Source organism: Caulobacter sp. SRI_014 (genome assembly GCF_057586315.1).
Genome location: NZ_JBYCZQ010000004.1, coordinates 110,647 through 122,022, shown reverse-complemented (window position 1 = coordinate 122,022; position 11,376 = coordinate 110,647). Strand labels below are relative to the sequence as shown.

Annotated in this window: 10 protein-coding genes; 6 read left to right on the top strand and 4 right to left on the bottom strand. The window is 67.9% G+C overall.

The window, feature by feature from the left end; translation table 11 throughout:
• The first annotated feature begins 3 nt into the window (after positions 1–3).
• From AC2YG9_RS11455 to AC2YG9_RS11435, 5 genes are all read left to right on the top strand, one after another.
• Complete coding sequence (locus AC2YG9_RS11455; protein ID WP_487298104.1) at positions 4–750, top strand: VOC family protein; 747 nt, start codon at positions 4–6, stop codon at positions 748–750.
• 262 nt (positions 751–1,012) lie between these two features.
• Positions 1,013–3,070 carry a DNA topoisomerase IV subunit B gene (gene parE / locus AC2YG9_RS11450; RefSeq protein ID WP_487298103.1) on the top strand — a complete coding sequence of 686 codons (2,058 nt, stop codon included), beginning with the start codon at positions 1,013–1,015 and terminating at the stop codon, positions 3,068–3,070.
• Between the two features lie 318 nt (positions 3,071–3,388).
• Complete coding sequence (gene otsB, locus AC2YG9_RS11445) at positions 3,389–4,162, top strand: trehalose-phosphatase (protein ID WP_487298102.1); 774 nt, start codon at positions 3,389–3,391, stop codon at positions 4,160–4,162.
• Positions 4,159–5,577 carry an alpha,alpha-trehalose-phosphate synthase (UDP-forming) gene (locus AC2YG9_RS11440; protein WP_487298101.1) on the top strand — a complete coding sequence of 473 codons (1,419 nt, stop codon included), beginning with the start codon at positions 4,159–4,161 and terminating at the stop codon, positions 5,575–5,577. Before otsB ends, AC2YG9_RS11440 begins: the two co-directional genes overlap by 4 nt.
• 357 nt (positions 5,578–5,934) lie before the next feature.
• Positions 5,935–6,642, top strand: a complete 708-nt coding sequence (locus AC2YG9_RS11435) for a sterol desaturase family protein (RefSeq protein WP_487298100.1) — start codon at positions 5,935–5,937, stop codon at positions 6,640–6,642.
• Here AC2YG9_RS11435 and AC2YG9_RS11430 read toward each other — a convergent pair.
• Together AC2YG9_RS11430 and AC2YG9_RS11425 are read right to left on the bottom strand one after the other, a co-directional pair.
• Positions 6,617–6,979, bottom strand: coding sequence for a hypothetical protein (locus tag AC2YG9_RS11430; protein ID WP_487298099.1), 363 nt, complete (start codon positions 6,977–6,979; stop codon positions 6,617–6,619). The two genes, AC2YG9_RS11435 and AC2YG9_RS11430, sit on opposite strands and share 26 nt — an antisense overlap.
• An 84-nt stretch (positions 6,980–7,063) precedes the next feature.
• The gene (locus AC2YG9_RS11425) at positions 7,064–7,408 is read right to left on the bottom strand and encodes a hypothetical protein (protein ID WP_487298098.1); all 345 of its coding nucleotides are present in this window, start codon (positions 7,406–7,408) and stop codon (positions 7,064–7,066) included.
• Positions 7,409–7,599: 191 nt separating this feature from the next.
• Here AC2YG9_RS11425 and AC2YG9_RS11420 point away from each other — a divergent pair, with 191 nt between their 5' ends.
• Positions 7,600–9,324: a DEAD/DEAH box helicase gene (locus AC2YG9_RS11420; protein WP_487298097.1), complete on the top strand. Its 1,725-nt coding sequence runs from the start codon at positions 7,600–7,602 to the stop codon at positions 9,322–9,324.
• Between the two features lie 71 nt (positions 9,325–9,395).
• Here AC2YG9_RS11420 and AC2YG9_RS11415 read toward each other — a convergent pair whose 3' ends face one another.
• Positions 9,396–9,734: a hypothetical protein gene (locus tag AC2YG9_RS11415; protein ID WP_487298096.1), complete on the bottom strand. Its 339-nt coding sequence runs from the start codon at positions 9,732–9,734 to the stop codon at positions 9,396–9,398.
• A gap of 131 nt (positions 9,735–9,865) precedes the next feature.
• Entirely contained in the window at positions 9,866–11,296 is a 1,431-nt protein-coding gene (locus AC2YG9_RS11410) for a coniferyl aldehyde dehydrogenase (RefSeq protein ID WP_487298095.1), read from the bottom strand.
• Between the last annotated feature and the right edge of the window lie 80 nt (positions 11,297–11,376).

The window sequence follows — 11,376 nt, the reverse complement described above, 5'->3', positions numbered from 1 at the left end:
GCCATGCGCCTTCGCCAGATCGCCCTCGTCGGCGCCGACCTCGCCGCCGTGTCGGCCGACATCGAAGCCGTCCTCGGCGTGCGCAGCCCCTACGACGACCCGGGCGTCGGCCACTACGGCCTGCGCAACGGCGTCTGGGCCGTCGGCCACACCTTCCTGGAAGTGGTCTCGCCCAAACAGGACGGCACCACCGCCGGCCGCCTGATCGACAAGCGCGGCGGCGACGGCGGCTACATGGTCATCCTGCAGGTCCGCGACCTCGCCGCCGCCCGCGCCACGGCCGCCGCCGCCGGGGCCCGCATCGTCGACCAGATCGACCGCGACGGCGTCGCCGCCACCCACTACCACCCGCGCGATGTCGGCGCGGCGATCCTCTCCATCGACTGGATGGACCCCTGGGAGCGCTGGGAATGGGGCGGCAAGGGCTGGCAGGCCAATGCGGTTCCCGGCCAGGCGATTGTCGGGGCGGAGTTGCAAGCGAACGACCCCGCGGCGATGGCCGCGCGCTGGAGTGAAGTGCTCGGGCGGCCCGCCGAACGCACCGACTACGCCTGGCGCATCGGTCTGGAGGGCGGCGAAGTTCGGTTCGTTCCGCTGGGCGATGAGCGGGGTGAAGGCCTGCGAGGCTTCGACGTCGCCCTGCCCGATCCTGACGCGGCGCGGGCGGCGGCCAAGCGGCGTGGTTTGATAGATGCTGATGGCGCCGTCGTGCTGTGCGGCACGCGGGTCTATCTGCAGACCACCGCTTGATTTCAGACTTCAGGCGCAAAGCAGCCAATCAAGCTCTCCCCCCGCGAAGTGGGGGGAGGACCGCTTTCGAGCCCAAGCGAGAAAGCAGGAGGCGGGCCCCACCGGCGGTCGGGAGGTTCCTCCTGCAGCAGACTTCCCCCCCTCCTGCTCTGTCGCTGGCGCTCCAGAGCTGTCCTCCCCCCGCGAGGCGGGGGGAGAGCTTGCGCGCGACGACATGTCAGCCCATTAGTCCGGTCCCGAATCGCCTAGACTCCCCAGCGTAATGTCCAAGCCCGAGCCGCTCCCCTCCCTCTTCGATGACGCCCTGAACCCGCCGGCCGCCCCGCCGCTGGCGACGCCGCACGAGCCTGTGCCCAAGGCCCAACCGAAACCGTCCCTCGCCCCGAAAGGCGGCGACTATAACGCCAGCAGCATCGAGGTCCTCGAAGGCCTCGAGCCGGTGCGCATGCGCCCGGGCATGTACATCGGCGGCACCGACGAGCGGGCCCTGCACCATCTGTTCGCCGAAGTTCTCGACAACAGCATGGACGAGGCCGTCGCCGGCCACGCCAAGCTGATCGAGGTCAGCCTCGACGCCGAGGGCGCCCTGACCGTGCGCGACGACGGCCGCGGCATCCCGATCGACGCCCACCCGAAATATCCAGGCAAGTCGGCGCTGGAAGTCATCATGACCGTCCTGCACTCGGGCGGGAAATTCTCGGGCAAGGCCTACGAGACCTCCGGCGGCCTGCACGGCGTCGGCGTCTCCGTCGTCAACGCCCTGTCCGAACGGGTCGAGGTCACCGTCTGGAAGGACGGCTTCGAGCACCGCCAGGTGTTCTCGCGCGGCAAGCCGCTGGGCAAGCTCGAGCAGATCGCCCCCAGCCGCAAGCGCGGCACGGCCATCAAGTTCATCCCCGATCCGGTGATCTTCGGCGAGGGCGTCGCCTTCAAGCCGGCGCGGCTCTACCGCATGGCCCGGTCGAAGGCCTACCTGTTCCGCGGCGTGACCATCAAATGGTCCTGCGACCCCAGCCGCATCCAGGACAAGACGCTTCCCGAGGCCACCTTCCACTTCCCTAACGGCCTGGCCGACTTCCTGGCCGAGCGCACGCAAGGCATCAACACCGTCACGCCGGAGGCCTTCACCGGCCGCATCGAGCGCCAGGGCGAAGCCGGGGCCGTCGAATGGGCGGTGACCTGGACGCCCCAGGGCTTCGGCGAGGCCGACGGCTTCGTCCAAAGCTACTGCAACACCGTGCCGACCCCCGAGGGCGGCACCCACGAAAGCGGCTTCCGCGCCGCCCTGACCCGGGGTCTGAAAGCCTACGGCGAACTGGCCGGCGAGAAGCGGGCCGGGATCATCACCGCGGACGACGTCATCGCCAACGCCGGGGCCCTGATCAGCGTCTTCATCAAGAACCCGGAATTCCAGGGCCAGACCAAGGAACGCCTCAGCTCCTCTGACGCCCAGAAGCTGGTCGAGACCGCCCTGCGCGATCCCTTCGACCACTGGCTGACCGCCAGCCCCAAGGTCGCCCGCGCCTTGCTCGACTTCGTCATCGAGCGGGCCGAGGAGCGCCTCAAGCGCCGCAAGGACCGCGACGTCGCCCGCGCCTCGGCGACCCGCAAGCTGCGCCTGCCCGGTAAGCTGGCCGACTGTTCGGGTGAAGCGGCCGGCGGCTCCGAGATCTTCCTGGTCGAGGGCGACAGCGCCGGCGGCTCGGCCAAACAGGCCCGCAACCGCAAGAACCAGGCGATCCTTCCCCTGCGCGGCAAGATCCTCAACGTCGCCTCGGCGACCGGCGAGAAGCTGACGCAGAACAAGGAACTCAGCGACCTGATGCTGGCCCTCGGGGTGCAGCCGGGGAACAAGTTCAAGGAGGAAGACCTCCGCTACGACCGCATCATCATCATGACGGACGCCGACGTCGACGGCGCCCACATTGCGTCCCTGCTGATCACCTTCTTCTACCGCACCATGCCGCAGATGATCCGCTCGGGCGCCCTGTACCTCGCCCTGCCGCCCCTCTACCGCATCACCCACAGCGGCAAGTCCACCTACGCCCGCGACGACGCCCACAAGGACGAACTGCTGGCCACCGAGTTCAAGGGCAAGAAGCCGGAGATCAGCCGCTTCAAGGGCCTCGGCGAAATGATGGCCAGCCAGCTCAAGGAAACCACCATGGACCCGGCCACCCGCACCCTGGCGCGGGTCACCCTGCCCAAGGCCGAGGAACTGGTCGAGGAACTGGTGGAAAGCCTGATGGGCCGCAAACCCGAAGCCCGCTTCCGCTTCATCCAGGAAAACGCCGAATTCGCCGGCGAACTGGACGTCTGAAGCCACCGACAAGGCAGCAAGATCTAAGCTCTCCCCCCGCGAGCGGGGGGAGGACCGCTTTGGAGCGTTCAGCGACAAAGCAGGAGGGGGGCAACTCCGTTGCAGGAGGAACCTCCCTACCGCCGGTGGGGCCCGCCTCCTGATTTCTCGCCAAGGCTCGAAATCTGTCCTCCCCCCACTTCGCGGGGGGAGAGCTTGCTCCTCGTCACAATCCCTCGACCGAGGGAGCCATCGCCCGCGTCCCGCGTTCACCCCGCAACGAACGCGCAGGCCCGCCCGGGTCCGCGCGCCTGTACCCCCGGGGCCCACGGTAATCCGATGCACGACATTCCCGACGAGCGCCTGGAAGTCCCCTTCCAGACCCCGCCGAGTCTCGACCTCTCCACCACCGCCCTGTTTCTCGACCTCGACGGCACCCTGGCCGATATCGCGCAAACCCCCGGCGAGGTCGGACCGGTCGCGCGTCGCACGCGGGTGCTGAAGGCGCTCGGCCGCGCCCTCGACGGCCGCCTCGCCATCCTCAGCGGCCGCGAGATCACCGAAATCGACCGCATCCTTGAACACGCCGTCCCCAGCGTCGCCGGCATGCACGGCCTCGACCGCCGCACCGCCGAGGGCAAGCTCGACAGCACACCGCCCCACCCAGCCCTCGCCGACGTCCGCGAAACCCTCGCCCTGCTCTCCAGGGCCGAGCGCGGCCTTCTGCTCGAGGACAAACAGACCAGCGTCGCCCTGCACTACCGTCTGCGGCCGGAGGCCGGACCTGCCGTCATCGACTGCGCCCGCCGCCTGGCGCGCCAGACGGGCCTCATCCTGCAGGAAGGCCATATGGTCGCCGAATTGCGCACCCCCGGTCCCGACAAGGGCGAGGCCCTGGCGGCCTTCATGCGCGAGGCGCCCTTCAAGGGCGCCAAACCCGTCATGATCGGCGACGACCTCACCGATGAGGACGCCTTCGCCGCCGCCGTCGCCCACGGCGGGGACGCCATCCTGATCGGACTGCCTCGCCGCAGCCGCTCGCGCTGGCGGCTGGACGACCCCGACGCCCTGCTGGATTGGCTGGAAGCGTCCATGGCCCCGGTGACCGCATGAGCCGCCTGATCGTCGTCTCCAACCGGGTCGGCCTGTCGCGCGATGTCGGCGGCGGCGCCGTCGGCGGGCTCTCCGCCGCCATCACCGCCGCCCTGCGACAGAACCAGGGCGTCTGGTTCGGCTGGAGCGGCGAGACCACCCCGCACTACACCGGCCAGCTGGCGCTGGATCGCATCGGCGATGTCACCGTCGCCAAGATCGACCTAGAGCCCGACGATGTGGCCGCCTACTACAACGGCTATTCGAACAACACCCTGTGGCCGCTGTTCCACAACCGCCTCGACCTGACCAACTTCAGCCGCGCCTACGCCGCCGGCTACACGCGGGTGAACCAGCGGTTCGCCGAGGCCCTGCGCGCCGTGGTCGGGCCGACCGACACCCTCTGGATCCACGACTACCACCTGATCCCGCTGGCCTCGAAGCTGCGCAAGCTGGGCATTACCAACCGCATCGGCTTCTTCCTGCACATCCCCTGGCCGGCGCGGCAGCTGTTCACCACCCTGCCCGGACACGAGAAGCTGGTCGCCCAGCTGTTCGACTACGACCTCATCGGCTTCCACACCGCCGAATGGCTGTCGGCCTTCACCGACTATCTGCACAACGAGCTGAACGTCGAGGTCGGCGACGACGGCCTGGCCTCCGCCTTCGGCAAGAAGACCCGACTGGGCGTCTTCCCGATCGGCATCAACACCGCCGACTTCGCCCCGGAGAACGCCTCGCCGGCCTCCGACGACGCCCAGAAGCGGACCGAAAAGAGCCTGGCCGGCCGCCAGATGATCATCGGCGTCGACCGCCTCGACTATTCCAAGGGCCTGGAAGAGCGCTTCCTCGGCTACGAGCAGTATCTGGAGAACCACCCGGAGGCCCACGAGAAGGTCTTCATGCTCCAGATCGCCACCCTCAGCCGCGATGGCGTCGAGGCCTATCAGGAGATGCGCAACCGCCTGGACGCCATCGCGGGCCACATCAATGGCCAGTACGGCAGCCTCGACTGGGTCCCCCTGCGCTACGTCAACTCGGGCTATCGCCAGGACGAACTGGCCGGCATCTACCGCGCCGCCCGCGCCGCCCTGATCACGCCCTTGCGCGACGGTATGAACCTGGTCGCCAAGGAGTACGTCGCCGCCCAGGACCCGGCCGACCCCGGCGTCCTCATCCTCTCGCGCTTCGCCGGCGCGGCGGCCCAGATGAAGGCCGCCCTGATCGTCAATCCCTACGACCGCGACGAGATGGCCGAGGCCATCCACCGCGCCCTGACCATGGACCTGACCGAACGCATGCTGCGCTGGCGCGAGCTGAAGTCCGGCCTCGACGCCGAGACCCTCGACCACTGGTGGCAGGGTTTCCTCGAAGCCCTCGCCGAACGCCCCAAGCCCAGCCCGCGCATGGTCCGGGTCGGCGGAACGGCGCGCTAGGCTGCACGGTGACTGCCCTCCGGCGCAGCCGGATGACTGTCACCGCCACCGCCAGATGAATATGTCTAGACATATTCATCACCCACTTGCCCGTCTCTAACGCCATCTCACCCCCGCCGCCGCCACAGCCGTCTATGCAGGGTGGTTTCCGGGTGGTCCCTGGCGGCCAGAAACCTGGTCGAAAGTCGCAATCCGACAGGTCGTTCGCAGACCGCAGGGTGGTCATATCCGTTTGTTTTTTATAGCGTTTTATCCGCGCCCCGCTCGGCCGAATATGCTACAATCGCTTCGACAGCGCAAAACCACCCTGCCGCCCCGGGCCCGCTCCTGACCAGCTTCCTGATCACCTTCGCCGCCATGACCGCGATCATCGCGGCGCGCTATCTGCTGACCTCGGGGCTGATCTATGCGCTCGTCCAGCGCCGCCCCGACAAGCCGACGCCACCGCCCGGCGCCGTGCGTCACGAGATCCTGCTCTCGCTGGCCTCATCGGCCGTCTACGCCCTGCCCGCGGCCTATGTCGTCGAGCAGTGGAAGGCCGGTCACACCCTGATCTACAGCGACTGGAGCCAATACCCCCTGTGGTGGGTCCCGCTATCCGCCCTCGCCTACCTGCTGATCCAGGACGCCCACTACTATTGGGTCCACCGGCTGATGCATCACCGGTCCCTGTTCCGCTGGTTCCACGCCGGCCATCACCGCAGCCATACGCCGACCGCCTGGGCCAGCTTCGCCTTCGACCTGACCGAGGCGGCGCTGGTCGCCTGGGTCCTGCCGCTGCTGACCTTCCTGATCCCGATCCATGTCGGGGTGGTGCTGTTCCTGCTGATCGCCATGACGGCGACGGCCACCCTCAACCACTGCGGGGTGGAAATCCTGCCCGCCCGCTTCGTGCGTGGGCCCATCGGCGGCTGGCTGATCACCGCCACCCACCACGGCATGCATCACAAGCGCATGCAGACAAACTTCGGCCTGCACTTTCGCCTCTGGGACAGGCTGATGGGGACGGACGTCATGCCCGCCCCCGAAAGCCCAGGTCCTACGGACGTCCCGCGACGATCGTGATCGAAACGGGGGCCCCGCCCTGGCCCGTGGCGGTCCAGGTGTCTCCGACCTTCTTCTCGACCGTCGGCGAGCAGGAGGGCGGGCCCGCCGCCGGCGCGGTCTGGGTAAAGCAGGTCTGGCCGCCCTCGATCTTCCAGGCGCCGCTACTGGCCGAGCCATCAGGGGCCGTGCCGGTGTAGGTGCCGTCGGCGTTGACGTAGATCTTGACCTTGGCGTCGCCGGGATAGGTGACCACCACCGTGTTGCCATAGGCCGAGGCCATCGGATCAGCCAGGGCCGGGCTCGCCACAGCGGCCAGGGCCAGGGCGGCCACGGCCGCCTTCGCCAGGATGTTCATTGATTTCGCTCCCACCGTTTGATTGGCCCGACTTGGGCGGCGGGAGCCTAGCGGAGCAAAACCCGCTCGTTAACCACTGTTATGTCAGCCGCGCCCGGCCACCAGGCGATTTTTCAGCGGCTCGCCCTTGGGGCTCTTGCTGTACCAGGTCAGCCCGACCTTGCCGGTCGGGATCTTCGAACAGAAGGTCAGCGGCAGGCCGTTCTGCTTGAGGCAGACCTTGCCGCCCCTCAGCGACCACTTGCCGGCCGTGCGCTTGCCGTTGGTCCGCTGGCCCTGATAGGTGCCGTTGCGGTTCAGCCAGAGCTTCGTCGACCGCCCGCTGGGGTAGGTCGAGACAATGGTGTTGCCGAACGCCGCCTCGACCGGCGAGGCGGCGAAAGTTGTCGTCGGGGCGAGCATAATCGTGGCGATCGTTGTCGCCAGCATGAGAGTCTTCTTCATCGCCCAGTAACGCGCAAATTGAGCTTTGGTTGACTTGAGGGAATCTGGGCCAAAGCCAGCTTTGCATTGACTTTGCGGCGATAACGCCTATCTAGGCCGGCATTCGGGACAGGTCTGGCGATTCCGCGCCGCCCGCTCGCCCAGCCTGGGCGGTTTCGAATTCATGCAAAGTGATAATGACCGAATTTTCCGAATTGGGGCTGTCGCCCCTCACCCTCAAGGCGGTGGCTGACACCGGCTATACTGTCGCCACTCCGATCCAGGAACAGGCCATCCCTGTCGCCCTCGCGGGCCGCGATGTCCTCGGGATCGCCCAGACCGGCACCGGCAAGACCGCCGCCTTCACCCTGCCGATGATCGACAAGCTGGCGGCCGGCCGCACCAAGGCCCGCATGCCGCGCGGCCTGGTCATCTGCCCGACCCGCGAGCTGGCCGACCAGGTCGCGATGAGCTTCGAGAAGTATGCCAAGGGTCAGAAACTGACCTGGGCCCTGCTGATCGGCGGCGTTTCGTTCGGCGACCAGGAAATGAAGCTCGACCGCGGCGTCGATGTCCTCATCGCCACCCCCGGCCGGCTGCTCGACCATTTCGAACGCGGCAAGCTCCTGATGACCGGCGTCCAGACTCTGGTCGTCGACGAAGCCGACCGCATGCTCGACATGGGCTTCATCCCGGACATCGAGCGCATCTTCAAGATGACCCCGCCGAAGAAGCAGACCCTGTTCTTCAGCGCCACCATGCCGCCGGAAATCACACGGCTGACCAAGCAGTTCCTCAAGGACCCGACCCGCATCGAGGTCGCCCGTCCCGCCACCACCGCCGAGACCATCACCCAGCACCTGGTGCGCGTGCCCGTCGTCTCGCCGAGCGCCAAGCGCATGGCCCTGCGATCGCTGGTCGAACGCGCCGACGTCCGCAACGGCATCGTCTTCTGCAACCGCAAGAGCGAAGTCGACATCGTCGCCAAGTCGCTGACTGTCCACGGCCATGACGCCGCCCCGATCCACGGCGACCTCGACCAGGGCACGCGGATGAAGACGCTGGAGCGCTTCCGCAAGGGCGAGCTCAAGCTGCTGGTGGCCTCCGACGTCGCCGCGCGCGGCCTCGACATTCCGGACGTCAGCCACGTCTTCAACTACGACGTGCCGCACCATGCCGACGACTACGTCCACCGCATCGGCCGCACCGGCCGGGCCGGCAAGCTGGGCGAGACCTACATGATCGTCACCCCGGCCGACGACAAGAACCTCGACAAGGTCCTCAAGCTGACCGGCAAGATGCCGAACGAAGTCGTTCTCGACCTCGACTGGGCCGCCGCCAAGGACAAGGACGCCCGCCGCAAGGAAATCGACCGTGAACGCGGCCCGCGTGGCGGCGACCGGGGTCGCGAGCGCAAACGCGAATTCAGCCGTGGCCGTCCGGAATCGGAAACCTCGACTGTCGGCATGGACGCCATCAGCGCCCCCGCCGAGCGCCCCGAACGCGCGCCCCGCGAAGACCGCCCGCAACGGGCCAGCACCGAGCCGGTGTTCTCCGCCGAGGAAACCGCTCCGGTCGAACACGAAGCCCGCGAAGAACGTCCGCGCCGCGAACGCGGCGGCCGTGGTCGCGACCGCAAGCCGCGCGACGAGGCGCCCCGTGAGGCCGCTCCCGTCGAAGCCCGTGAAGAACGCCCCGCCCGCGAAGAGCGTCCTGCGCGTGAAGAGCGCCCGGCCCGTGAGGACCGCGCCGAACGCGACGAGCGCCCTGCCCGTCCTGAACGCCGCCCCGACCCGGTGCGCGGCGTCCGTGCGCCGACGCCGCGTGACGACGACGACCGCCGCGTGGTTGGCTTCGGCAACGAACTGCCGGCCTTCCTGGCCCGCCCCGTCCCGCCGATGGCGCCGTCGAAAGACGACTGAGCCCAAGAGGCAGGCAAAGAAAAACGCCCGTCCGCGTCTCGCGGGCGGGCGTCTTCATGTTCGGGCCCTGGCTAGTAGCCGAGCGCCTTGTCGCAGGCCTTGGCTTCGTTGACCAAGGCGTCTTTGCCCTGCCCGTCCAGCTTGTCGGCTTCGGCTGACTGGATGGCGGCGGGGTTGGTCCCGGCCGGCAGGTCGCGGCGGGCGGCCAGGGCCAGGGCGGTGCGTTCGCGGTTACGGTCGAAGCTCTTGACGAGGGCCTTGTCGCCGCCGCCCTGCTCGACCGCACTGGCGGCCGCTTCATAGACAGCAAGGCACCGGGCCTGCGCGCGGAAGTCGACAGGTCCCTGGGCCTGGACCGAGAAACCGGTCAGGGTAGCCAGGATCAGCCCGCCCAGGATGGGGGCGCGCATGAGCATTCTCCGTTTCGAGTCGCGACGATCCGCGACACCTACAATGTAGGTAGGAATAACGGCGCTGAAAGGGCGCGACACTGCGGCTCTATGCCGTAGCGCCGCGCCCCAAATCTTCAGCCCTGGTTCAGCTACCGGGTGATCTGCCCGGCCAGCATCTTGCGGATCGCCGGCCCGTAGGGTGGCCGCATGGCGACCAGCGGACCGATGTCCTTCTTCAACTGGGTATAGATGGCCTTGCGGTGGCTGAATTCCCTGAAGCCGTCGTGGCCATGGTAACTGCCCATGCCGGACGGCCCCACACCGCCGAACGGCAGCTCTTCCTGGGCCACGTGCATGACCACGTCGTTGACCGTCACGCCGCCGCTGGTCGTCGTCTCCAGCACCCTGGTCTTCTCCGCCTCGTCGGTCCCGAACCAGTAGAGGCCCAGCGGCCGGTCGTGGGCGTTGATGTAGCCGGTCGCCTCTTCCAGCGTCTTGTAGGTCTTCACCGGCAGCACCGGCCCGAAGATCTCTTCCTGCATGACCTTCATGTCGTCGGTCGGGTTGAGGATAAGGGTCGGAGCGATCTTGCGATGCTCCTGCTGGGTCAGGTCCTCGCCCTCGGGCTTGATCTCGACGATCTCGGCCCCCTTGGCCCGGGCGTCGTCGATGTAGCCCATGATCCGGTCGTAGTGCCGCTGGGCGACCACGGCCGTGTAGTCCGGGTTGTCCTTGATGGTCGGGAACATCTTCGTCACCGCCGCTTTTGCCCCGGCCACGAACTCGCCGACCTTCTCTTCGGGGGCCAGCACATAGTCGGGCGCCAGGCAGATCTGGCCGGCGTTCAGCGTCTTGCCGTTCATCACCCTGGCGGCGGTCAGGGCCATGTCGGCGCTGCGCGAGATGATCACCGGGCTCTTGCCGCCCAGCTCGAGGGTCAGGGGCACCAGGTTATTGGCGGCGGCGCGCATCACATGCCTGGCCACGCTGGTCGCGCCGGTGAAGATCATGTGGTCGAAGGCCAGCTCGCTGAAGGCCTGCCCCACCTCCGGCCCGCCGGTGACCACGGCGATCTCCTCTTCGGAGAAGACCTTGCCGAACATCACCTTCATCAACTCGGACGTCGCCGGGGTGAACTCCGAGGGCTTGATCATCGCCCGGTTGCCCGCCGCCAGGATGCCGGCCAGCGGCGCGAAGGTCAGGTTGACCGGGAAGTTCCAGGGGCTGATCACCCCGACCACGCCCTTGGGCTGGAAGACCACCTCGGCCTTGGCCCCGAACAGGCCCAGGATGGCCGGCGAGGTCTTGCGCTTCTCGCCCTTCATCCATTTGCGCAGGTTGTCGCGTGCATGCTTCAGCGGCCCGATCGAGCCGGCGATGTCGGTCAGCTGCGTCGCCTCACGCGACCGGTTGCCGAAATCGGTGTTAAGCGCATCCTCGATGGCCTTGGCGTGATCGACCAGCAGGCCGATGCAGCGGTCGATCCGGTCGATCCTCTGCTCGGCCGTCGGCGCGCCGTCGCGCAGGTGGGCCGCTTTCTGGCGGTCTAGGATGCCTTGCATCGCGGCGGCGTCGGTCATGGTTTCCCTCCCAGGCGGCCGGTTGCTCCGGCTCAGGTGATCGCTGATCAGCATGGCGGTCGAACGCTGTGTCGGCAAGC